Annotated in this window: 26 protein-coding genes; 9 read left to right on the top strand and 17 right to left on the bottom strand. The window is 71.9% G+C overall.

Annotation, left to right across the window (positions count from 1 at the left end; translation table 11 throughout):
• Nucleotides 1–66: 66 nt before the first annotated feature.
• Nucleotides 67–402, bottom strand: coding sequence for a hypothetical protein (locus ACQUS7_RS13825; protein WP_435147780.1), 336 nt, complete (start codon nucleotides 400–402; stop codon nucleotides 67–69).
• A 215-nt stretch (nucleotides 403–617) separates the two neighbouring features.
• Between ACQUS7_RS13825 and ACQUS7_RS13820 the strand changes: the two genes are divergently transcribed.
• On the top strand, nucleotides 618–2,411 hold the full coding sequence (locus tag ACQUS7_RS13820; RefSeq protein WP_435124387.1) for a Rieske (2Fe-2S) protein: 1,794 nt from the start codon (nucleotides 618–620) through the stop codon (nucleotides 2,409–2,411).
• A 55-nt stretch (nucleotides 2,412–2,466) separates the two neighbouring features.
• Here the strand turns inward: ACQUS7_RS13820 and ACQUS7_RS13815 are convergent, their stop codons facing one another.
• The 8 genes from ACQUS7_RS13815 to ACQUS7_RS13780 form a co-directional block, all read right to left on the bottom strand.
• Nucleotides 2,467–3,189: an HAD family hydrolase gene (locus ACQUS7_RS13815; RefSeq protein WP_435124389.1), complete on the bottom strand. Its 723-nt coding sequence runs from the start codon at nucleotides 3,187–3,189 to the stop codon at nucleotides 2,467–2,469.
• Between the two features lie 150 nt (nucleotides 3,190–3,339).
• A complete protein-coding gene (gene lwrS / locus ACQUS7_RS13810; RefSeq protein ID WP_435124391.1) occupies nucleotides 3,340–3,708 on the bottom strand; it encodes an LWR-salt protein in 369 nt (122 codons plus the stop codon).
• Nucleotides 3,709–3,714: 6 nt separating this feature from the next.
• Nucleotides 3,715–3,993, bottom strand: coding sequence for a 4a-hydroxytetrahydrobiopterin dehydratase (locus ACQUS7_RS13805; RefSeq protein ID WP_435124394.1), 279 nt, complete (start codon nucleotides 3,991–3,993; stop codon nucleotides 3,715–3,717).
• Nucleotides 3,994–4,040: 47 nt separating this feature from the next.
• A complete protein-coding gene (locus ACQUS7_RS13800; protein ID WP_435124397.1) occupies nucleotides 4,041–4,967 on the bottom strand; it encodes a DUF7260 family protein in 927 nt (308 codons plus the stop codon).
• 69 nt (nucleotides 4,968–5,036) lie between these two features.
• A complete protein-coding gene (hemA, locus tag ACQUS7_RS13795; RefSeq protein ID WP_435124400.1) occupies nucleotides 5,037–6,356 on the bottom strand; it encodes a glutamyl-tRNA reductase in 1,320 nt (439 codons plus the stop codon).
• Nucleotides 6,349–6,990, bottom strand: coding sequence for a precorrin-2 dehydrogenase/sirohydrochlorin ferrochelatase family protein (locus tag ACQUS7_RS13790; RefSeq protein ID WP_435124403.1), 642 nt, complete (start codon nucleotides 6,988–6,990; stop codon nucleotides 6,349–6,351). Before ACQUS7_RS13790 ends, hemA begins: the two co-directional genes overlap by 8 nt.
• A 195-nt stretch (nucleotides 6,991–7,185) precedes the next feature.
• Complete coding sequence (gene ahbB, locus ACQUS7_RS13785; protein ID WP_435147776.1) at nucleotides 7,186–8,310, bottom strand: siroheme decarboxylase subunit beta; 1,125 nt, start codon at nucleotides 8,308–8,310, stop codon at nucleotides 7,186–7,188.
• Between the two features lie 94 nt (nucleotides 8,311–8,404).
• Nucleotides 8,405–8,818, bottom strand: a complete 414-nt coding sequence (locus ACQUS7_RS13780) for a DUF5778 family protein (protein WP_435124409.1) — start codon at nucleotides 8,816–8,818, stop codon at nucleotides 8,405–8,407.
• 126 nt (nucleotides 8,819–8,944) lie between these two features.
• Here ACQUS7_RS13780 and ACQUS7_RS13775 point away from each other — a divergent pair, with 126 nt between their 5' ends.
• The gene (locus tag ACQUS7_RS13775) at nucleotides 8,945–9,676 is read left to right on the top strand and encodes an AzlC family ABC transporter permease (protein WP_435124412.1); all 732 of its coding nucleotides are present in this window, start codon (nucleotides 8,945–8,947) and stop codon (nucleotides 9,674–9,676) included.
• Entirely contained in the window at nucleotides 9,673–10,008 is a 336-nt protein-coding gene (locus ACQUS7_RS13770; protein WP_435124415.1) for an AzlD domain-containing protein, read from the top strand. Before ACQUS7_RS13775 ends, ACQUS7_RS13770 begins: the two co-directional genes overlap by 4 nt.
• A gap of 12 nt (nucleotides 10,009–10,020) precedes the next feature.
• Here ACQUS7_RS13770 and ACQUS7_RS13765 read toward each other — a convergent pair whose 3' ends face one another.
• Complete coding sequence (locus tag ACQUS7_RS13765; protein ID WP_435147773.1) at nucleotides 10,021–10,407, bottom strand: hypothetical protein; 387 nt, start codon at nucleotides 10,405–10,407, stop codon at nucleotides 10,021–10,023.
• Nucleotides 10,408–10,890: 483 nt separating this feature from the next.
• Here ACQUS7_RS13765 and ACQUS7_RS13760 point away from each other — a divergent pair, with 483 nt between their 5' ends.
• The 3 genes from ACQUS7_RS13760 to ACQUS7_RS13750 all read left to right on the top strand — a co-directional run bounded on the left by ACQUS7_RS13760 (nucleotide 10,891) and on the right by ACQUS7_RS13750 (nucleotide 13,001).
• Nucleotides 10,891–11,274, top strand: coding sequence for a VanZ family protein (locus ACQUS7_RS13760; protein WP_435147771.1), 384 nt, complete (start codon nucleotides 10,891–10,893; stop codon nucleotides 11,272–11,274).
• A 44-nt stretch (nucleotides 11,275–11,318) separates the two neighbouring features.
• Nucleotides 11,319–12,395 carry an archaeosine biosynthesis radical SAM protein RaSEA gene (locus ACQUS7_RS13755; RefSeq protein WP_435147769.1) on the top strand — a complete coding sequence of 359 codons (1,077 nt, stop codon included), beginning with the start codon at nucleotides 11,319–11,321 and terminating at the stop codon, nucleotides 12,393–12,395.
• A gap of 105 nt (nucleotides 12,396–12,500) precedes the next feature.
• Nucleotides 12,501–13,001 (top strand): DUF5813 family protein, encoded by a 501-nt coding sequence (locus ACQUS7_RS13750; RefSeq protein ID WP_435147767.1) that lies wholly within the window; start codon nucleotides 12,501–12,503, stop codon nucleotides 12,999–13,001.
• Nucleotides 13,002–13,094: 93 nt separating this feature from the next.
• Here the strand turns inward: ACQUS7_RS13750 and ACQUS7_RS13745 are convergent, their stop codons facing one another.
• On the bottom strand, nucleotides 13,095–13,328 hold the full coding sequence (locus ACQUS7_RS13745; RefSeq protein WP_435124429.1) for an Lrp/AsnC family transcriptional regulator: 234 nt from the start codon (nucleotides 13,326–13,328) through the stop codon (nucleotides 13,095–13,097).
• Complete coding sequence (locus ACQUS7_RS13740; RefSeq protein WP_435147765.1) at nucleotides 13,325–14,056, bottom strand: potassium channel family protein; 732 nt, start codon at nucleotides 14,054–14,056, stop codon at nucleotides 13,325–13,327. Before ACQUS7_RS13740 ends, ACQUS7_RS13745 begins: the two co-directional genes overlap by 4 nt.
• 84 nt (nucleotides 14,057–14,140) lie before the next feature.
• On the opposite strand from ACQUS7_RS13740, the gene ACQUS7_RS13735 reads away from it, so the two are divergent.
• Nucleotides 14,141–14,374 carry an Lrp/AsnC ligand binding domain-containing protein gene (locus ACQUS7_RS13735; protein WP_435124435.1) on the top strand — a complete coding sequence of 78 codons (234 nt, stop codon included), beginning with the start codon at nucleotides 14,141–14,143 and terminating at the stop codon, nucleotides 14,372–14,374.
• An 80-nt stretch (nucleotides 14,375–14,454) separates the two neighbouring features.
• Here ACQUS7_RS13735 and ACQUS7_RS13730 read toward each other — a convergent pair whose 3' ends face one another.
• Nucleotides 14,455–15,501: a thiamine pyrophosphate-dependent enzyme gene (locus tag ACQUS7_RS13730; RefSeq protein WP_435147762.1), complete on the bottom strand. Its 1,047-nt coding sequence runs from the start codon at nucleotides 15,499–15,501 to the stop codon at nucleotides 14,455–14,457.
• Nucleotides 15,502–15,663: 162 nt separating this feature from the next.
• On the opposite strand from ACQUS7_RS13730, the gene ACQUS7_RS13725 reads away from it, so the two are divergent.
• Complete coding sequence (locus tag ACQUS7_RS13725; protein WP_435124441.1) at nucleotides 15,664–16,644, top strand: succinylglutamate desuccinylase/aspartoacylase family protein; 981 nt, start codon at nucleotides 15,664–15,666, stop codon at nucleotides 16,642–16,644.
• 43 nt (nucleotides 16,645–16,687) lie between these two features.
• Here the strand turns inward: ACQUS7_RS13725 and ACQUS7_RS13720 are convergent, their stop codons facing one another.
• The gene (locus ACQUS7_RS13720) at nucleotides 16,688–17,224 is read right to left on the bottom strand and encodes a hypothetical protein (RefSeq protein WP_435124444.1); all 537 of its coding nucleotides are present in this window, start codon (nucleotides 17,222–17,224) and stop codon (nucleotides 16,688–16,690) included.
• Between the two features lie 73 nt (nucleotides 17,225–17,297).
• Nucleotides 17,298–18,359: an anthranilate phosphoribosyltransferase gene (locus ACQUS7_RS13715; RefSeq protein ID WP_435124447.1), complete on the bottom strand. Its 1,062-nt coding sequence runs from the start codon at nucleotides 18,357–18,359 to the stop codon at nucleotides 17,298–17,300.
• A gap of 187 nt (nucleotides 18,360–18,546) precedes the next feature.
• On the opposite strand from ACQUS7_RS13715, the gene ahbB (ACQUS7_RS13710) reads away from it, so the two are divergent.
• Complete coding sequence (ahbB, locus tag ACQUS7_RS13710) at nucleotides 18,547–19,620, top strand: siroheme decarboxylase subunit beta (RefSeq protein ID WP_435147757.1); 1,074 nt, start codon at nucleotides 18,547–18,549, stop codon at nucleotides 19,618–19,620.
• Between the two features lie 61 nt (nucleotides 19,621–19,681).
• Here ahbB (ACQUS7_RS13710) and ACQUS7_RS13705 read toward each other — a convergent pair whose 3' ends face one another.
• Together ACQUS7_RS13705 and ACQUS7_RS13700 are read right to left on the bottom strand one after the other, a co-directional pair.
• Complete coding sequence (locus tag ACQUS7_RS13705) at nucleotides 19,682–20,722, bottom strand: dipeptide epimerase (protein WP_435124453.1); 1,041 nt, start codon at nucleotides 20,720–20,722, stop codon at nucleotides 19,682–19,684.
• Entirely contained in the window at nucleotides 20,719–21,741 is a 1,023-nt protein-coding gene (locus ACQUS7_RS13700; RefSeq protein ID WP_435147754.1) for a DUF1611 domain-containing protein, read from the bottom strand. The genes ACQUS7_RS13705 and ACQUS7_RS13700 overlap by 4 nt, the downstream gene beginning before the upstream one ends.
• Nucleotides 21,742–21,838 lie beyond the last annotated feature (97 nt).

Raw genomic sequence — 21,838 nt, 5'->3', positions numbered from 1 at the left:
CTTATGTTCGCCATCTCCAACATAGAACCTCTCTGTGAGCCACTCTAACCGTGACTCAGCACCTATTCAACACGGCACAATAAAAAGATGCCACGCTGCGATGTACTCGCCAGTGAGTCCAGCAAGGACGTTCAAATACTCGAAGAGAGGGGGTTTGTTGTCGAGGGCTGGATGGACGTACATCGGAACGTTATCGTGAACGACAGATTGCATGAACGGTCTCCATACACTGCGCAAATCTGCGCTTAGTATCGACGAATCCAAAACGGATACGTAGAGGTACCTGACTGCGAGTTCTAAGAAAGCAAGTCCACCGAGGGCGACCTGAAATCGTTTGTCTCTCAAAGTCATTTGGACTCGGAGTATGGCCCACTTTGTGGGATATCTTCTGGTGCCTGTCACACAGACAAAAATATTCCTATTCGGAATATCTCTTCAGCATAGTGGGTATGGGAGCGGACGTGAACGAAAGTCAACGAAGAGGAATCCTCAAGCGCTTAGGCTGGAAATCTGTAAACTCCGACGCCGACGACGCGGACGACTCGGACGATTAATCAGGACGGCTACAGAAACCGTCTTCCGAGAGCCTTCATGTGACTCCGTGCCAATGCGTCGGTATGGACGACCCGTTCCAGAAGGCGGTGTCGCTCGACGAGCTTCGAGCAGACGGCCGCGCCCTCACGGCGGCCGACGGCACGCCGATCGCGCTGTTCTACCACGAAGGCGAAATCCGCGCCGTCAACAACCGCTGCCCGCACATGGGGTTCCCGCTCACTGAGGGCAGCGTCGAGGAGGGCGTCCTCACGTGCCACTGGCACCACGCCCGGTTCGAGCTGTCCTGCGGCGACACCTTCGACCCGTGGGCCGACGACGTCGACACGTACCCGACGGAGGTCCGCGACGGCGACGTGTACGTGAACCCGGAGCCGAACCGGACCGAGCCGCCGTCGGTCCACTGGCGCGACCGGCTCGACGACGGCCTCGAACAGAACCTCCGGCTCGTCCTCGCGAAGGCCGCGGTCGCGCTGCAGGACGCCGGCGTCGACCCGGCCGAGCAGGTGGAGACCGGGGTGCTGTTCGGGACGCGCTACCGCGAGGGCGGCTGGAGCTCCGGGCTCACCATCCTCGTCGCGCTCGCGAACCGCCTCGACGACCTCGACGACCAGGACCGCAAGCGGGCGCTCTACCAGGGGCTCACCGAGGTCGCCGGCGACTGCGCCGACCAGCCGCCGAAGTTCGACCAGGAGGAGTTCGCGGCGCGCGACGTCCCGTTCGGCCGACTGAAGTCGTGGTTCCGCGAGAACGTCGAGGTCCGCGACCCCGACGGCGCCGAGCGCGTCCTCCGCACCGCGGTCGCCGAGGGCTGTTCGCCCGCCCAGCTCACCGAGCTGCTCGTCGCCGCCGGCACCGACCACCGCTACCTCGACACCGGCCACACCTTCGACTACGTCAACAAGGCCACCGAGGCGCTCGACCTCGTCGGCTGGGAGCACGACCACGCCGCCGACGTCCTCGCTTCGACCGTCCGGAACCTCGCGACCGCCGACCGCGCCGAAGAGCGGTCGTCGTGGCGGCAGCCCGTCGACCTCGCGTCGATGTGCGAGGACAGCTTCGACCGGCTCGACGAGCTCGTCGCCGCCGGCGAGGACGAACAGTGGGACCAGCCCGACGACTTCACCGAGCGGCTCCACCACGAAGACCCGGCGGAGGTGTTCGCGGCCGTCGAGGAAGCCATCCGGGAGGGCGCGACCGTCGAGCAGCTCGCGTCGGCGCTGGCGTATGCCGCGGGCCGCCGCGTCGCGCTGTTCGCCACCAGCAACGAGTTCAACGACTGGAACACGGTCCACCACACCTTCACGTACGCCAACGCCGTCCACCGCGCCGCCCAGCGCACCGACGCCACCGAACTGTACCGCGGCGTCTTCGACGTCGCCGTCAACGTCTACCTCGACCGGTTCTTGAACACGCCGCCGGCGCCCGAGCCGTCGCCGAACCCGGACGCCGACCCGGACGAGGAACTGGAGGCGCTCCGGCTGGCGTTCGAACAGCAGGGGAAGGTGAACGACGCCGGGCGGCACGCCGCCCACTACCTCGACGCCGGCGGCGACCCGGAGCGGCTGAAAGCCGAACTCGGGAACGCGCTGCTGAAAGAGGACACCGGCTTCCACACGTTCCAGGCGTACGAGGCGGCGTGCCGCCAGTTCGACCTGCGCGCGGCCGACGGCGTCGCCGGCGTCACCGACGAACAGCGCGACATGCTCGTCGCCGCGGCGCGCTACATGGCGGCGCACTACCCGACGCGGCGCGAGCGCGAACAGACGTTCAGCATCGCGGCGCGGCTGATGCGCGGCGAACGCATCCACGACGAAGAAGCGGCCGGCGACGACGCGGACGCCCCCGCCGACGACTGACCGCGGCGTCTCGGCGGCACACCGCCGCCTCGACGCGGCGTCTGACGCCGCCGACTCAGTCGGAGCGGTCGCCGGCTTCGACGCCGCCGGCGCCGACGGTGTCGACGGTGACGTCCCAGTCGACGTCGCCGGCGCGGGGGAGGTCGTCGAACGACGTGACGCGGTGGTCGGCGCGGACGCACCGCCCGCGGCGGTCCGGCGCGTGCCGCTCGACGTGGACCGCGTCGAGGCCGGCGTTCCAGGCGGCGCCGACGTCGCTGGCGCCGTCGCCGAGGTAGACGCCGCGGCCGCCGTCGGCGTCGACGCCCATGTCCGTCATCGCGACCCGGAGCGGCTCCGGGTCGGGCTTCCAGCCGGTGTCGGCCGAACAGCACAGGAACGTGTCGAACCAGTCGGCGATGTCGAGGTGCTCCGCGACCGGCGTCGCGAGGAACTCCGCGCAGTGCGTGACGACGCCGACCGGCCGGTCGCGGCCGCGCAGCGACTCCACCAGCCGCGCCGCGTCGTCGTGCAGGTACGTCGCCTCCGCGCGGGCCTGCGGGTCCTCGACGGCGTGGAACGCCGGCCAGAACTCCTCGGGGTCGACGCCCCACTCCCGCAGCATCGGGTCGCGCGACCCGCCGAGGCCGTGCCACAGCGTCTCCGCTTCGCGGTCGGAGAACTCCCGACCGAGGCGGTCGCCGACGCGGTCGAACACCTCGCGGGTGTACGACCACTCGGCGTCCACCACCGTCCCGTCGAGGTCGAACAGCCAGAAGTCGTACTCGTCGGGAACCATCGAGGATGAGCAGTACGTGATTCTCGGATAAGTGTCTTCCCGTGCGCCGAACCGCTCACCTGTCCGTCGTCGGCCGTCCCTTGTCGGTCGCCTGTCGTCGGCCGCCCCTCGTCACCTGTCGCGTCCGGGCAGGCGCGCCGGACCCGGCGGCTACTGGACGTGGATGGACGACCCGAAGTACTTGTGCAGCACCTCACGCACCGAGTCGGCCCGGAACGGGTCGAGGTCCGCCTCGATTTCGGCTTTCAGCGCGTCGAGGTACTCGTCGTCGGTCTCGAACTCGCGGAACGCCGCGTCCAGCACCTCGACGCCGGCGCCGAACCGCTCCTCGGCGAGCCGGCGCGCGTGCGCCGCGTCGTTGGCTTCGCCGCGCCACAGCGCGTCGCGGAACAGCAGCCACCCCTCCTCGCCCGGGTCGGCCGCCGGAATCCGCAGCACCGTCTCGAACGCTTCCGGGTCGATTCGGCCGTCGCCGACGGCCACCGTGAACCGGACCCGGAACACGTAGCTCGCGTCCATCCGCGGTCAGTCCGCGAGTTCGTCGAGCCGGCCGGCGAGGTCGAGGTCCTTCTCGGTGACGCCGCCGGCGTCGTGGGTGGTCAGCCGGACCTCGACTTCGCGCCACTCAACCGTCATCGTCGGGTGGTGGAACGCCTCCTCGGCGAGGCCGCCGGCGCCGGCCGCGAAGCCGACGCCTTCGAGGTAGGAGTCGAACTCGAACGTCCGAACGATTTCGTCGCCGTCGCGGCTCCAGCCGTCCGGGAGCCGGTCGTCGATCTCGTCCGCGGAGAGCACGTCGCTCATGGCCGGGACGTGGGGCGCCGACGGGAAAAGCGTACTCGCGGCGTCCGCTACCGCTGGCTCGCCGCGTGCGCGAGCCGCTCGCGCGCCGACTCGAGCCGGTCGAGCGCCCCGGTCGCCGCCGACAGCACCGGGTACGGCGACTGCAGCGACTCGAACAGGTAGTCGTACCAGTGCGGCCGCTCCGCCTCGCGGTCGTGAATCCGGTCTTGCCGGTCGGCGAGCAGCGACTCGACGCGGCGCTCGTGCCACTCCAGCCGCTCGTAGTCCGCGACGAGGTCCGTGTAGGTCGCGTCGTCGACGTCGGCGTCGCGGACGCGGTCTGCGGCCTCGACCGCCGGCGCGAGCGTCCGCTCCGCCTCCTCGACGTCGGTCTCCTCGGCGTCGAGCGACCCGAGGAGGTCGTCGCGCTCCTCGCGGGCGCGGACGGCGCCGCTCGCGAGCGTCGCGTGCAGCTGCGGCGTCAGCCCGTCGCCGTCGACGACCGCGCCGGCGACCGTCGCGTTGTACTCGGCGGCGAGGTTCTCCGCGAGCGACTCGTCGTACTCCTCGTCGTAGTGCGGCGTCGCCATCACGGTGTCCCGGTAGGCGTCCCGCGCCGCCTGCAGGTCGGCGCCGCCGGTGCCGCTGCGGCCCGCCGCGCTGCCGCTCACCGCGAGCGCGCCGCCGCCGGGCGGGTCTGGGCTCGGCGGCGTGGGCGCCGCGGCGTCGAGCCCGGCGAGCCGCCGCCGGAACCGCTCGAACGCGTCCCGTTCGGTCCGCGCCCTGCTCCGCTCCACGTCGATGGCGTCGCGGGCGTCCGTGAGCCGAACCAGCACCGCGCCGGCGAGCAGCAGGAACGCCGCGGTCAGCGCGAGCACGACGAGCGCCGCCGCCAGCTCCGGGTGGCCGCAGTCGGTGACGCGGCAGATGGACTCCACCCGCTGTTCGACGGGCACAGTCGACAGCCGACCGACGCCGCTGCTCGAACCGTACATACCACAGTGTGTGTCCGCATCACACATCACCCTTTCCCCCGCGGCGACGACCGGAGAAAACTGCCGTCGTCAGTCGTCTGACGCTTCTTCGAGGACGTGCCGCGACGGCGCGCCCGACTCGCCCTCGGCGACGTTCGGCGCCGCGTCGAACTCGGGGTCGAACAGCCGCATCGCCGTGTGAATCGTCGTCCAGTCGTCCTCGGCGGCCGCCTCCCGGAGGCTCCGGGTCGGCGCCGCCAGCAACTGCCCGACGAGCGCGTCCGCCAGCCCCTCGACGGTGTCGCGCTGCTCGTCGCTCAGCCCGCCCTGCGCCTCCAGTTTCGCGAGCGCCTCGTCGAGCTCGCGGCGCTTCGTCGCCTCGGCGGCCTCGTACATCGCGGAGATGGCTTCGTCGGCGCGCTTCCGCTTGAACGACTCGAGCAGCCGGTCGAACTCGTCGTCGATCATCGACTCGACGGTCTCGGCGGCCTCCCGCCGCTGCTGCTCCGTCTCGGCCGTCACGGCCTCCAGCGCGTCGATGTCGAACAGGTCGACGCCGTCGGCGACCGACTCGGCCGCCGGGTCGACGTCGCGCGGCTGCCCGAGGTCGATGCAGACGGTGTCGCCGGCGTCCGCGAGTTCGTCGGCGCCGATGACGTGCCCTGCGGCGCCGGTCGCCGAAATCAGGACGTCCGCGTCGGCGACGACCGACGGCAGCGCGTCCAGCCCCGTCGCGGCGGCGTCAGCGGCGAGGTCCGCGGCGACGTGCTCTGCGCGCGGCACCGTCCGGTTCGCGACGACGACGCGGGACACCTCGGTGTCCGCGAGCGCCCGCGCCGCGAGCGTCCCCATCTCGCCGGCGCCGACGACCGCGGCGGCCGCGCCATCGAGGTCGGTTTCGCGGCGCGCCAGGTCGACGGCGGCCGAGCCGAGCGACACCGACCCCTCGTTGATTCGGGTCTCGGTGCGGGCGCGCTCGCCGACGTGGATGGCTTTCGCGACCGCGTCGCCGAGCACGTCGCCGACGCCGCCGGCGGCCTGCGCCTCCGACAGCGCGCGCTTGAGCTGCCCGAGAATCTGGTCCTCGCCGAGCACCAGCGACTCCAGCCCGGCGGCGACCCGCATCAGGTGCCGCAGCGACGCCTCGTGGTCGAGGGTCGTGACGACGCCGTCGCGGACCTCCGGCGCGAACCCGGCGAGCGCCTCCCGGCCGTCGGCGGCGTCCGCCGTGACGACGTACGCCTCCGCCCGGTTGCACGTCTGAATCGCGAACGCCTCCGAGACGCCGTCGCGGCCGAGCAGGTCCGCGATGACGCCGACGGTGGAGTCGCGCTGCGCGGATTCGATCTCCTCGACGTCCGCGTGCGGATGGCTCACGCTCACCCCGGAGATGACGCCCGTCTCAGTCATCGAGTCCCGCCTCCATTACGTTGTCAGCCTCTTCCCGAGCGTTGGCGTCGCCGTCTTGTAAAGCCTTCCAAACCGCGGGGTTCGAAACGACCGCCCGAACCGCATCACGGCGCGCCGACGCGTCGACGTCACGCCGCTTCAGTTCCTCGCGAATCTCGCCGACCAGTTCCGCCATCGCGCCGGCGCCCGCCAGTTCCCCCTCGATGCGCCGCCGGAGCTCCGCCGAGAGCGCCGGCGCGACGCCGCCGGTCGCGACCGCGGCGACGACCGGGTCGTCGCGGACGGTCGCCGGCACCACGACGCTCCCGGCGTCGCGGCCGCCGGACTCGTCGGCGCGGTTCACGAGCGCCCCCCGGTCGCGCGCCGCCTCGGCAGCCGCGTCGTTGACGGCGGCGTCGTCCGTCGCGGCGACGACGAGCGCCGGCGAGAGCCGGTCGACCCACTCCGCCACGTCCGCCGGCGTCGGCGCCGCACGGACCAGTTCCGCGCCGCCGAAGTCGTCGCCGTCGAACGCCGGGCTCACCACGACGACGTCGGCCTCGCGGGCGAACGTCCGCGCCTTCCGCGCGCCGACCGGGCCGCCGCCGACCACCAGCACCGTCTCGCCGACGAAGTCGTGCAGCAGCGGAATCACGCCGACCACCGCCGAACCCCGGCCGTCGCCGTCCCCGCCGCCGGCAACGTTGCCGCCGGCGGCAACGTCGCGGTCGCGGTCACGGTCTGCGTCGTCGTTGCTGTCGCGGTGCGCGTCGCCGCCGCGGTCCGCGTCGTCGTCGCGGCCGCTGTCGCCGGCGTTCGCTCGGCCGGAGGCTGCGTCGTCACGGCCGGGTCACGCCTCCGGGTCCGCGGCAGTAGACTCGGCGTCCGGGTCGTCGGCGTCGCAGTCGGCGTCGACCTGCGCGTCGGCGCGGTCGTCGATTCGGATTCCCGTCTTCTTGAGGATGCGCGTCGAAAACAGGGTGTCCCAGTCGTCGTCGCCGACGTCCCAGTGGTCAGCCATGACGTCGCGGACCTCGCGGACCCGCCGCTCGCTCTCCGCCTCGTCGCGGCCGTGCGTCATCGCGAAGAAGTTGTACGGCCAGACGCCGTCGTGCCGCGGCCGCCGGTAGCAGTGCGTGACGAACCCGAGCGACGCGACCGCCTCGCCGACCTCGTCGACGCGGTCGTCCGGGACGTCCCAGACGGTCATGCCGTTCTCCGTGTAGCCAAGCGCGTAGTGGTTCGGGATGACGCCGACGCGGCGCACCTTCCCCTCCGCCTCGAACCGCTTTACGGTCTCGACGACCCACTCGACCGGCTGGCCAACCGCGTCGGCGACGTCCCGGTACGGGGTCGCCGTGACCGGGAGGCCGCCCTGAATCTCGACGACGAGGTCGCGTTCGGCCGGCGTCAGCCCGCGCCGGTCGGTCGGCGTCACGTCCGGGCCGAGCCCGGACAGGTCGAGGTCGCCGTCGGCCACCGGGCCGTCGAGCAGGAACTTCGCGCCGACGTGGAACTCGCGCTGCTTCGGGAGGTTGTACGTCTCCTGCCCGGTCGCCTCCTCGATGTCGCCGAGGACGCGCGCCACCTCGGCCTCGTCGGCGACCGACACGACGAACCACATGTTGAGGTGCGGGTGTTCGCGCTCGTAGTTGTGCGCGACCTCCCGGAAGCCGTTGACCGTCTCCGCGACCTCGTCGAACCGCGATTCGGGGGCGTGCATCGCGACGAGCGTCGCGGTGCCGCCGATCTCCTCGGCGTTGACGAGCGCGCCGAACCGCGAGAGGATGCCGCGGTCGTCGAGCGACTGCACCGTCGCGAGCAGCTCGTCGCCGTCCACGTCGACTCCGCGGTCGGCCAGCGCCGCGGCCGCCGGCTCCCACGGCGATTCGACCACCGGGAAGCCGCCCTGAAACGCGTTGACGACGGCGCGCTCCAGCGTGGAGAGCGACGCGTCAGCGCCGACTTCGTGCATGCCCGTCGGTCGGGACGCGTCGCCTATAAGCGTCGCGCTCGGGGCACCGCGGCCGCCGGGTTCGCGGCCGGCGGTACCGCGGCGTCGCCGGCCGCTATTCGACGCTATCGTCCGGGACCGGCGTGACGCGGTCGACGTGGTCGAGCGCCGCGATGGCGTCGACGACGGCGGCCTGGTCGACGTCGGCCTCGTAGTAGAACACGATGTCGAACGTCCCGTTCCGGAGGAGCTGCTGGCACTCCCAGACGAACTCCTCGCCCTCCAGCGTCAGCCCCTGGAACTGGTTCGACGCGAACTCCGGGTCGTCGTTGCCGGCGTAGATGTACGTCTCGCCGCGGTCGGCGCGCTCGGCGACGACCTCGTTCAGGTCGACGGTGAGCTCGTGCATCTCGAGGTCCTGGTCGCTCGCGAGGTCGGTGTGGACGACGGCGCCGACGAGCTCGATGTCGCCGGGCTCCAACAGCGCCTTCGTCCGCTCGTACAGGTCGCGGTCGACGGTGTCGCTCATCGGTGGAACTGGGGCGCTCGGGGGTTTACCGGTGGCGATTCGCGCCGCGAGCGCCGCCGCGGCGCCCGCGCGGACGACGGCTGCGGAATCGACGGTCGTTTCACGGCCGCGGCCCGCCGACCGAGTATGGACCCGCTTCCGCCGGACGTCCGCGACGGCGTCCGGGACACGCTCCCACTTTTGCTCGGCATCGTGCCGTTCGCGCTCGTCGCCGGGGTCGCCGGCATCGACGCCGGGCTGACGCCGCTGCAGACCGTCGGGATGTCGGTCGTCGTGTTCGCCGGCGCCTCCCAGCTCGCCGCGATGAACCTGCTCGGCGAGAACGCGGCGCTTTGGGTGGTGGTGCTGACGGCCGTCGTCATCAACCTCCGGATGCTGATGTACTCGGCGAGCATCGCGCCGCACTTCCGCGGCCTGTCCGCGCGGCTCCGCGCCGGCTGCGCCTACCTGCTCACGGACCAGGCGTACGCGCTGTCGCTCGCCCGCTACACCGACGACGACGTCGACGGCCGCCGGCCGCTGTACTACCTCGCCGTCGGCGGCACGCTCTGGGTCGTCTGGCAGCTCGGCACGGTCGTCGGCGTCGTGTTCGGCGCCGGCGTCCCCGACTCGTGGCGGCTCGGCTTCGCCGTCCCGCTGGTGTTCCTCGCGCTGCTCGTCCCGGCGGTCGGCGACCGGAACAGCCTCGTCGCCGGCGCGGTCGCGGCCGCGGTCGCGGTCGTCGGCGCCGGCCTCCCGTTCCAGGCGGGGCTGCTCGTCGGCGCCGTCGCCGGCGTCGCCGCCGGACTGGTCGCCGAGTGGGCGTGGGGCGCGCCCGGCGACCGCGGCGGAACTGACGACGCGGAGGTGGGGGAGTGACGACGACGTACGGCGCCGCCGAAATCTGGGCGGTCATCGTCGCCGCCGGCGTCGCCACATACCTGATTCGGCTGTCGTTCATCCACCTGTTCGGCGACATCGACGCCGTCCCGCCGCGGCTGCAACTGGCGCTCCGGTACGTCCCGCCGGCCGTGCTCGCGGCGCTCGTCGCGCCGTCGTTCGTCCCGGCCGCGCCGACCGTCGCCGCGGTGCTCGACCCGCGAATCGTCGGCGGCGCCGCCGCGGTCGTCGCGGCGTGGTACACCGAGGACGTGCTGTGGACCGTCGCCGCCGGCATGGCCGCGCTCCACGTCACCCGGTTCCTGCTGTAATTCGTCGAACCGTCAGTCCGTCTTCTCGTCGGCGCCGCGGTCGACGTCTGCGTCGTCATCGTGTTCGCCGGCGTCTGCGCCGCGGTCGGCCGCGAGGCCGTCGCCGTCCGCTTCCTCGTCCGCTTCCGTCTCGTCCGCTTCCTCCTCGTCGTCGGCCAGCCCTGCGCGGTGTTCTGCGGCGTCGGCGCGGCGCTCCTGCGCCGCCGCGACGCGCTCGTGCGCGAGCACGAACCGGTAGGCGAGATACAGGAACAGCGCCGGTAACAGCAGCGAAAACGGCAGCAAGACGTTCCCGGCGACGAGCAACGAGTACAACACGAGCAGCACGAACAGTGCGGCCGCGGCGAAGCCGACGCCGCCGCCGAGCGTCTCTCGGAGGGACTGCGGGGACTCGCTCATGCGGCGACCTGTCTCGGCCGCCCGCATAAATCCCTGCGGTTTGAGAGGTCTGGTATCGGTGGCTCCGTGGCTGGGCGGGCTGTACCGACGCGACTGGGCAGTTTCGAGCGATTTTCGAGCGATTCCGTGACTGGCAGGCGGGCGACGGCGCCGACCCGAATCCGGCGGCGACGCGACGACGGCGAATCCGGCGGCGACACCGACCGCGGAAGCCCCCTCGCGCTCGCGGGCTGCGCCCCGCGCTGCGCGCCTCGCTGCCTCGCTTCGCTCGGCGGCTGCGGTGCTTGCGGGGGCTCGCCGCGCGACCGCTCGGCCCCTTCCAGTCCCACCCGATGCCCGGACGGGCGGTCGTCGCTTGCGGTTGGACGGGCGGTCGTCGCTTGCGGTTGGACGAGCAGTCATCGCTGTGCGGCCGTGCGAGCGGTCGCCGTCTGGGTTCGGTCGCACCGAACAGTTTTCGGTGGTCGGGGGTCGACGGTCGGTGTGAATCGTCGGCTGATGGTCGCGGGAGCGGTCTGCGGGGCCGTCGTCGGGGCGTCGCTGGCGCCGGTCGGCGGCGGGAGCGGCGCGTCGTCGCTGCTCGCGGGCGGCGGCGACGAACTGCTGCACGCGGCGGGCTACGCGGCCGTCGCGTCGTCGGTCGCGTGGGCGGCCCGCGTCCGAACTGCGGCCGGGCTGGCGGTCGTCGTCGCCGCCGCGGCGCTGCTCGGCGGCGCCGTGGAACTGCTCCAGTTCGCGGTGCCGACGCGGCACCCGTCGGCCGTCGACGCCGCCGTGAACTGCGCCGGCGCCGTCGTCGGTGCGGTCGGCCGGGCTGCGTGGCTGCGGCTCCGCGGCGGGCGGGCGGGGCCGCGTCCGGGCGCGTGAGCCGAACGAAGCCGTTTTCCGCTGGTGCCGCCCACGTCTCAGCAATGAGTAAGCCGAGCCCCGAAGTGTACGAGCGGGGACGCGGGATGGACGCGCACAACCAGGTGATGCGCGACATCCGGTCGGAGAAGGAGGCCGAATACGACCCGCACGAGCCGACGCGGGTGTGGCTCGACGAGGACAACACGCCGGGCGGCGTGAAGCGGAGTCTCACCATCATCCTCAACACCGGCGGCTGCCGGTGGGCGCGCGCCGGCGGCTGCACCATGTGCGGCTACGTCGCCGAGTCCGTCGAGGGCGGGTCGGTGCCGCACGACGCCATGATGGACCAGATTCAGGCGTGTCTCGACCACGAGGCCGAGGAGGCCGACGAGCCGGCGCCGCTCGTCAAGATATACACCTCCGGGTCGTTCCTCGACGAGCGCGAGGTCGCCGCGGAGACTCGCGACGCCGTCGCCGAGACGTTCGCGGACCGCGAACGCGTCGTGCTGGAGTCGCTGCCGGACTTCGTCGACGCCGACAAGCTCCGCGACTTCACGGACCGCGGCCTCGACGCCGACGTCGCCGTCGGCCTCGAAACCGCGACCGACCGCGTCCGGCACGACTGCGTGAACAAGTACTTCGACTTCGCGGACTTCGAAGCCGCCTGCGCGGAGGCCGGAGACGCCGGCGCCGGCGTGAAGGCGTACCTGCTGATGAAGCCGCCGTTCCTCACCGAGGGCGAAGCCGTCGACGACATGGTGTCGTCGGTCGAGCGCTGCGCCGCCGTCGACAACTGCCACACCGTCTCGATGAACCCGTGTAACGTCCAGCGGTACACGATGGTCGACGAACTCCACTTCCGGGGCGGCTACCGGCCGCCGTGGCTCTGGTCGGTCGCCGCGGTGCTCGAACGCACCGCCGACGCCGACGCCATCGTCGTCTCCGACCCGGTCGGCCACGGCTCCGACCGCGGCCCGCACAACTGCGGCGACTGCGACGACCGCGTCCAGAAGGCCATCAAGGACTTCGACCTCCGGCAGGACCCGTCGGTGTTCGAGCAGGTGTCGTGCGACTGCGAACGCACCTGGGAGCTCGTCGTCTCCGAGGAGCCGTCGTTCGGCGCGCCGCTCACCCGGTAAGTCGGACCTGTCGCCGCTGCTTCTGCCGCTCCGTCGTCGATGCCGCGACGCCGCGACGCCGCGATGCCGCGCCGCTTATCCGCCGGGACCGCCTCACGAACGGGTATGAGCGACAGTTCGGGGCGCGTGGGACGCGCCTTCCGGGACCACGACGCGTTCGCGGACGAACCGGTCGACGGCGCCTACGAGTCGACGAGCACGGCGTTCGACGCGGTGGTGACGGCCGCCGAGCGCGACGACGGCCGCGTCGCGTTCGACGTCACCGTCACGGTGCCGACGCTGCAGGCGGTCACGGACGGCGACGTCGCGGACGTCGTCGCGGACGGCTGGTACGAGACGTTCGAGCGCCGCGTCGCCGACATCGGCGCCGTCACCGAGGCCGACCGCGACCTCTCGCCGTCGACCGTCCGCGGCGACGGCGACGCGACCGTGACCGCCGCGTTCACGGACCTCGACGAGCGCCGCGGCGTCAACGACGCCGCCGCCGTCGTCGACTACGTCGAAGGGACCTACGTGCAGGGCGTCATCCCCGGCTACGACTACGAGGAGCCCGTCAGCGGCCTCATCGACACCGCCCGCGCCGCCGCCAACAGCGACGGCATCTGACCGGAGAACGGTAGAGGAACCACAATCGGAGCGCGGAACGTCGCGGCCGCGGTCGCGGACGACCCGTCCTTCGCTCGCCTCGCGTTCTCCGGGTCAGTCCATCGCGATGTACGTCTGCGTGTCCTCGACGCCGTCGATGCCCTGAATCCCGGTCGCAGCGACGGTTTTGACGTCGCCGGGGCCGTCGACGCGGACCTTCGCGATGAGGTCCATGTCGCCGGCGACGATGTGGACCTCCTCGACGCCGTCGAGGTCGGCGATGGCCGTCCGGATGCGGTCGGCGTCGCCGCTCGACGCCTTCACCATCACGTACGCGGTCACCGTCATCGGGCGTCACCTCCGTCGGCGCCGCCCGGGCCGGGCGCTCCGCCGGCGGCCGACGCGAGCGTCTCGCCGGCGTCGTCGCCGACGAGCAACTGCCTCACGTCGCCGAGCACTTCGAAGTCGGCGAGTACGGCGACGCGGTCGCCGACCTCCAGCGAGTCGTCGGGGAACGGCAGCCCCATCGGTTCGCCCTCCTTCCCGAACGCGAGCAGCCGCGCCTGGCTCGGTAGCGCGACCTCGCTGAGCGTGTAGCCGCGCATCGGCGACGACTCCGTCACCGTGAACAGCAGCACCTGGAGGTGCTCGGCGATGTCGGCGATGGCCTGGATGTTCCCGCCGAGCAGCGCGTTCTTCGCGCCGATGGCGCCGAGCCGCTCCGGGTAGACGACCTCGTCGACCTCGTCGGCGTACCTCTGGTAGATCTCTTCGCGGTAGTCCTCGTCGATGCGCATCACGGTGCGGCAGCCGTGGTGTTTCGCGATCATGCACGCCGCGAAGTTCGCGTTCAGGTCGCCCGAGAGCGCGCCGAGCGCGTCGGCGTCGTCGACGCCGGCGTCGACGAGCGTCGCCTCGTGGGAGCCGTCGCCTTCGACGACCTCGAACGACTCGGTGCGGGCGCGGGCGGCGCGGTCCTCGTCCCGCTCGACGATGACGACGTCGTGGCCTTCCTCGTGGAGGACGCGTGCGGTGCGGAGGCCGACCCGGCCGGCGCCGATGATGACGAAACGCATGTGGTGTGCTATGGCGACCCACGGAATTAACGTTGCCCCCGAACCCTCGGAAGGCTTTAGGTCGTGGTAGAAGTTAGCATACGTATGGTTCAGGCGTTCGTCATGGTGAAAACGGGGGCCGGCGGCGCCGAGGCCGCCGCCGCAGCCATCCGGAGCCTCCCGACGGTGACGGAGGCGCACGTCGTCGCCGGCGACTACGACCTCGTCGCCGAAGTCGCGGCCGACGAGGTGTGGGAGGTGCTCGACACCGCGGCGACGGCCATCGGCGGCGTCGACGGCGTCACCGACACCCGGACGTACGTCGCGATGAGCGACTGACGCAGAACTCCGTTCGCCGCAGCACCGCATCCGCCGCGGCACCGGATCCGCCGCGGCGACGCGGACGCAGCGAGCGGTCGCTACCGGTCGAGTTCGTATGTGTCGTGCGTCTCCGCGAACGCCTCCGCCTCGTCCCGCTGTCGCTCGATTTCGGGCGGCAGCGACCCGTAGGCGTGCTCGAACATGTCCGCCGGCTCGGGCCGCGGAACGTCCTCGGCGACGGCGACCGCCTCGGCGAGTTCCTCGTTCGCGGAGGCGGTCGCGTCGTCGACGAACCCTTCGTCGATGACGCCCTGTTCGCGGCACCACTCGGTGAAGCGGTCGAGCGGGTCGCGGCGGCGCCACTCCGGCAGGTCCGGCTCCTCGTCGCGGTACGCCGACGGGTCGTCGGCGGTGGTGTGTGCGCCGCGGCGGTACGTCAGCGCCTCCACCAGCACCGGGTCGCCGGCGCGGGCGGCGTCGAGGGCGGCCTCCACGGTCTCCCGGACGGCGAGCGGGTCGTTGCCGTCGACCTGGACGCCGTCGAAGCCGTACGCCTCGGCTTTCACGGCGATGGAGTCGCTGGCGGTCTGCCGCTCCCGGGGGAGCGAGATGGCCCAGCCGTTGTTCTCACAGAGGAACACCGTCGGCGTCTCGAAGACGCCGGCGAAGTTCATCGCCTCGTGGAAGTCGCCTTCGGAGGTGGCGCCGTCGCCGAAACACACCAGCGACGCGTAGTCCTCGTCGGCGTAGTTCGCGGCCATGCCGGCGCCGACGGCGTGCGGGAGCTGGCTCGCGATGGGGACGGCCTGCGGGAACACCGGGACGTCGTGGTCGGAGTGGTACTCGGGGAAGCCGCGGCGGAACAGCAGGATGTCGCTCATCGGGACGCCGCGCGCGATCTGGAGCGCGTTCGACCGGTAGGTCGGGAACAGCCAGTCGTCGCTACGCATCGCGTGCGCCGCGCCGACCTGCGCCGCCTCCTGCCCCTCGTACGGCGGGTAGCCGCTCATCCAGCCGCGGCGCTGGAGCGCGACGGCGCGCTCGTCGAACCGGCGGGTCCGGACCATGTCGGTGAGCGCCGCTCGCGCGTCCGCCGCGTCGAACGGCGAATCCTCGATGTCGCGTTCGCCGACGATGCGGTTCATATCGGCAGGACAGCCCCGGCCGGCATAAATTGCGGCAACTCGCTGCGACGCACACACTCGGCGCCGGGACGCGCGGCTGCGCCTGCGGAGACTGTTGGGGTGTGGGGGGCTGTTGGAGCCGCGGGGAGTAGCTACAAGCCGCCACGTCACCTGGTTCGCGGCATGGCCGACTACCGACGCGAGCGGGTGACGCTCGCGCGACTGCCGTCCGGCGTCGCCGTCGAAACCACCGTTCACGTGTACGGGTCGGGCGACCCGGTGGTGTACGCGCAGGCGGCCCAGCACGGCCGGGAAATCAACGGCGCGGCGGTGCTGCGGCGGCTCCACGACGACCTCGTGGACGCGCCGTTCGACGGGACGCTGGTCGCGGTGCCGGTGGCGGACCCGCTCACCTTCGACTTCGTGTCGTACACGACGCCGGAGGCGTACGACTCGGTGAACGCGAACATGAACCGGTGCTGGCCGGGCGACCCGGACGGCACGCTGCACGAGCGGATGGCGGCGGCGCTGTGGGAGTACGCCGGCGACGCCGACTTCATCGTCGACCTGCACACCGGGAGCCGCGACATGCTGACCCACACGGTGTACCTGAAAGGCGACGAGGCGAGCCGCGGGCTCGCGGAGGCGTTCGGCACGGACCTGCTGCTCGCCGAACCCGCCGGCGAGGACGCCGACGAGGAGTGGGAGCAGCGCAGCTTCGGCGGGAAGCTCCGCGTCGCCGCGACCCGCGAAGGCATCCCGTCCATCACGCCCGAACTGGCGCACAACAAGGAGCTCGTCGAGGACGCCATCGACGCCGGCGTCTCCGGGCTGCGGCGCGTCCTCCGGCACACCGGCGTGCTCGCCGCCGACGCGGACGGCGCGCCGGAGTCGGTGCCGCCGTGGGACGGCGTCCGCGCCCGCAACCACCTTGGCCGCGTGAAAGCCGCAGACTCCGGGCTGTTCCGCGCCGCAGACGGGCTCGAAATCGGCGACGAGGTGAGCGACGGCGACGTCGTCGGCGAGGTGTTCGACCCGACGACGTACGAGACGCTGCAGGAGGCGACCGCGGACCGCGCCGGCGTCGTCTACTCCGTGACGCGGGAGGCGACGGTCACGGCCGGCGAGACGCTCGTCGGCGTCGCGCTCCGGCTCGACGACTGAATCCGGGGCGCACAACGAGACGAATCCGGCTCCGGCTGCGCCGTCACGAGTCGAGCTGCCCGGCGGAGACGGGGGGCGGCGACGAGCCGTCGGTGCGCCGTAAGAGGCCGACGGTGGCGGCGCCGGCGACGACGCCGAGCAGCGTCATGTAGCCGAGGAAGCCGACGTACCAGTCGACGCCGAACAGCGCCGGCGTCCAGCCGATGACGACGTCGAGGGAGGCGCCGGCGGCCTGCGTCACCAGCGCGAACACCAGCGCCGCCATCCAGCCGCCGAGCAGCAGCCGGCACACCGCCCGCCAGCGCCGCGCAGTCACGCCTTTCGCGACGACCGCGCCGACGCCGACCGGGACGTACAGGAACGCGAACCCGAGCAGCAGCGGATGCGTCGCGGCGCTCGCCGGGAGGCCGCCGAGCGCGCCGACGAGCGTGAAGCCGCCGACGAGCCCGAGCACGGCGGGGAGCGCGCGCTCGTGGCCGACCATCCGGCCGAGCACGTGCGTGGACAGCGCCAGCAGGACGACGACGGCGCTGGCCGCCAGGAAGAACAGCCCGTACCAGCTCTCTGGGCCGACCGTCACGCGTGCGTCTCGCCCGACCTCCTACATAACTGTCTCGTGCCGGCTATCAGCGCCGAGAAATCGGGGGTCGCGGTCAGAACGCGCGGAGGTCGTCGAGGACGGCTTCGGCGGCGCCGTCGTCGATGGCGGCGCGCGCCTGGTCGAGGCCGTCCTGCAGGTCGTCGGCGTCCTCGCGGGCGTAGATGCGGAACGCGGCGTTCAGCGCGACGGCGTCCCGCCAGTGGTCGTCGCGGTCGCCGGCGACGACCTCCTCGGCGATGCGGGCGGAGTCGGCGGCGACGTCGTCGACTTCGAGGTCGGCCTCCTCGAAGTCCATGCCGTACTCCGGCGTCTCGATTTCGTAGTCGTCGAAGTCGCCGTCGGTCCACTCGGCCACCTTCGTGTAGCCGGGGCGGATGTCGTCGTACCCCTCCATCCCCTGGAACATGATGACGCGGTGGAGGTCGTGGTGCTCGCTCCGCTCGAAGGTGTCGACCACCTTCTTCGCGAACGCGAGGTGGTAGAAGGAGCCGAGGTGGACGTCGGCGTTCGCGGGGTTCGCGAGCGTCTCGACGGTGTTCACGAACGTCCGGACGCCCATCGCGTCGCGCCGCTCGGCCAGCGCGTGGACGTCGGGGTTGAACGTCGGCTGGTAGTAGAAGCCGAACCCGGTCTCGTCGACCATGTTGGCGGAGTCGCTCGGCGTCAACTCGGTCGCGACGCCGAGTTCGTCCAGGACGTGCTTGTAGGCGTCCTGTTTCTGCGTCGGGACGCGGTCGCCGGAGTGAGCGACGACCGGGGTGCCGGCACCGGCGGCGACGATGCCGGCGGCGACGCCGAGGATGGCGGTCTCGCCCTTCCCGTCGTAGTTCGCGCCGCAGTCGACGGGGTCGGCGTCCGGCTCGGCGTACTCGACGCGCGAACACATCTCGTCGACGTACGCCGCCAGCTCCTCCGGGTTGTTGCGCTTCCAGCGGTTCGCGAGCCAGAACGCGCCGAGCGTCGTGCGGTCGGGTTCGTCGGCGAAGATGCGCCGGAGCGCCTCCGTCGCCTGCGCGCGAGTCATGTCGTCGGCCGACTTCGGCCCGGAGCCGCAGACCTCCGTCATCAGCCGTTTCAGCGGCCAGTCGCCGAGCTCCTGCGTCGCGTGAGCCATACGCGAGGCTTCGACCTGTCGGCGCAAAAACGTCCCGTTCGCGGCGCGGAACTGGACGGCCGCCCAGTGCGGCGCGGCGGGTCCCGGTGCGGCCCGATGCGACGCGGCGCGCCCCGCCGCGCTTCGCCCGGCCGGCCGGAACGCCGGGAACGAAAACCGTAGGTACGACGACGACGAACTCAGGGTGATGCGTTCCCCGGCGGTCGACGACTGGCGCGAGGGCCTCGACGGCGTCGACGCGCGACTCGTCGACGAGTACCAGAGCGGCTTCCCGGTCGAACAGCGGCCGTTCCGCGCGGTCGCCGCCGACCTCGGCGTCGACGAGTCCGCCGTCCTCGACCGCGTCCGGCGGCTCCGCGACCGCGGCGTCTTCCGCCGGTTCGGCGCCGTGTTGAATCCGCCGGTCATCGGGTCGTCCACGCTCGCCGCCGTCCGCGCCCCCGAAGACCGCTTCGACGAGGTGGCCGCCGTCGTCAACGGCTACCGGCAGGTGAACCACAACTACCGCCGCGACCACGAGTGGAACATGTGGTTCGTCGTCACCGCCGGCACCCGCGGCCGTCGCGACGAAATCCTCGCGGACGTCGAAGAGCGGACCGGCTGCGACGTGCTGAACCTCCCGATGCTGACGGACTACTACATCGACCTGGAGTTCCCGGTGTTCAACGACGACGCGTTCGCCCGGGAGGGCGTCGCGCGCAGCGGCGCCGGAACCGCCGCGGACGCGGCGACGGAGGCGTCGGCGACCCGGATTTCGGAGGACGCCGTCGGCGACCTCTCGGCGCTGGAGGCGCGGCTGCTGCTCGAAATCCAGGACGGCTTCCCGCTCACCGCGACGCCGTACCGCGACGTCGCCGACGCCGTCGACGCCGACGTCGCGGACGTGCTCGCCGCCGTCGAACGGCTCGCCGACACCGGCTGCATCAAGCGAATCGGCTGCGTCGTCAACCACGTCGTCACCGGCTTCCGGAACAACTGCATGGTCGTGTGGGACGTCCCCGACGACCGCCTCGACGAACTCGGCGAACGCGTCGGCGAACTCCCGTACGTGACGCTGTGTTACCACCGGCCGCGCCGCCCCGAGCAGGGCTGGAACTACAGCCTGTTCACGATGGTGCACGGCCGCGAAGCCGACGTCGTCGACGCCAAAATCGACGAGCTCGCCGCCGACTACCTCCCGTTCGACCACGAACGGCTCTACTCCACCGAGACCCTCAAACAGACCGGCGCGCAGTACGAGGACCTGGTCGGCGACGACTGACGCCTGCGCTCGCTTTTCCGGACGACCGACGCGGCGCTGGCCGGCCCCCGTTCGCCTTCACTCAGCGTTCGACGGCGCCCGTCCCCGGCCGGTCCAGTTCGCCGAGCCGGATTTCGCCGTTCGGGAGCGGGACGCCGTCGAACGGGTCGTCGGCGAGCAGCAGGCTACCGTCCAGGTCGGCGTAGTCGAGCAGCGGCGCGAGGTGGTGGGCGGCGGCGATGGCGGCGTTCGTCTCGACCATGCAGCCGAGCATGACGTCGAGCCCCTCGGCGCGCGCGGCGTGAATCATCCGTTTCGCCTCCAGCAGCCCGCCGCACTTCATCAGTTTCAGGTTCGCGATGTCACAGCGGTCCGCGACCGCCGGGACGTCCGCGAGCGTGACGCACGACTCGTCGGCGGCGATGGGGAGCGCAGAGCGCTCGTAGGCGAACCGCAGCCCGTCGGGGTCCGAGGCCGGCACGGGCTGTTCGATGAACTCGACGCCGTGGTCGGCGAGCCACTCGCTGTTCTCGACGGTCTCCCGCGGCGTCCACGCCTCGTTCGCGTCGACGCGGATGGTCGCGTCGGGCGCCTCCTCGCGGACCGCGTCGACGACGTCGCGGTCGCGGTCCGTCCCGAGTTTCAGTTTCAGGGTGCCGTAGCCGGCGTCGACGGCGTCGCGGGTCTTCTCGCGCATCGCGTCGATGTCGTCGAGCCCGACCGTGAACGACGTCTCCGGCGCCGCCGTGGGGTTGAGCCCCCACAGCCGGTACAGCGGGACGCCGAGCCGCTTCGCCGCGAGGTCGTGCAGCGCGACGCTGACGGCGCAGCGGGCCGCCGGGTTGTCCGCGACGACGCCGCGGAGCCGCGACTCGATTTCGGCGAACGCGTGCGGGTCGCCGACGGCCTCGACCTCCGCGAGCAGGTCCGGCATGACTGCTTCGACGGTGGCCGCGGTTTCGCCGTAGTGCGCCGACGGCGCGGCGGCGCCGACGCCGGTCATGCCGCCCTCGTCGGTGAGCCGGACGACGACGTTCTCGGCGGTCGTCGTGGTGCCGCGGGCGATGGTGAAGTCGTGTTCGAGCGGCAGCGACACGCGCTCGAACGCGGCGTCGATGCTCACCGAATCGCCTCCACGAGCCCGCCCGGCCCGAACCGGAGCAGGTCGGTCGCGGGCGCGTCGAGCGTCGCCGCGAAGTCGTCGACGGCGTCGCGGGCCGCCGCGTCGTCGTCGATGCCGGACGTGTTGAGCGCGCCGGCGACGACGTCGGCGTCGTGCACCGGCGCGGCGAGCGACTCGTACAGGTCGACGTACTCCGGAATCGGCGGAATCGCGGTGTCTTCGTAGCCGTGAATCGCGTCGCGGCCGGCCTCGTGGCACAGCACGAGCCGGTCCGGCATCGCGCCGTGGAGGATGCCGAGCGTGACCGGGGAGTACGCCGGGTGGACGACGCTCCCCTGCCCCTCGACGATGAGGAGGTCGTGGTCGTCGCCCTTCTCCAGCACCATCTCCTCGACGGCGCCGGCGGCGAAGTCGGCGACGACGCGGTCGACCGGGTTCCCCCAGCCTTCGACCATGATGCCGGTCTGGCCGGTCGGGATGACGCAGGCGTCGACGCCGGCGTCCGCGGCCGCCTCCGCGAGCTCCATCGTCGCCGTCATCTTCCCGACCGAGCAGTCCGTCCCGACCGTGCAGACGACGTCGGCGTCGACCTCGTCGGCGCGGCCCTCCGCGACCGTGAGCCCCTCGTGCGGCCGCCGGACGTCGCGGAGCTCCGCGCCGTGTTCGGCGGCGAGCGTCGCGAACTCCTCGTCGTCGCGGAGGAAGTAGTGCAGCCCGGAGACGACGTCGCAGCCGGCTTCGAGCGCCGCGCGGACGTCCGGCCGCCACGACTCGTCGAAGCCGCCGCCGATTGGCGCGACGCCGATGACGAGCGCGTCGACGTCGCCGTCGACGTCGCCGAACGACGCCACGATGGGCGCGTCCTGGACGTCGGGGAGGTGGTCGGTGACGCGCTCGCCGGCGTGGTCGCGGTCGAGCACCGCGGCGACGTCGCGGTCGCCGTACCGCAGGACGCCGTTCGCGGTCTTCGACCGCCCGGGGAACTTCTCGTGTGCGAGGATGACGACCCGTTCGTTCACGGCTCCGCCAACGGCGACCCGCGGCTTAAATCGCTCCCAGCCGGCCGGTCCCGCCGAGACCGGCGCCGAGACCCGCGCGAGTCGGTCGCGCTGATTC

It is taken from the genome of Halobaculum sp. P14 (genome assembly GCF_051195155.1).
Classification (GTDB): Archaea; Halobacteriota; Halobacteria; order Halobacteriales; family Haloferacaceae; genus JBNTKA01.
This window is presented reverse-complemented; position numbering and strand designations above follow the sequence as displayed.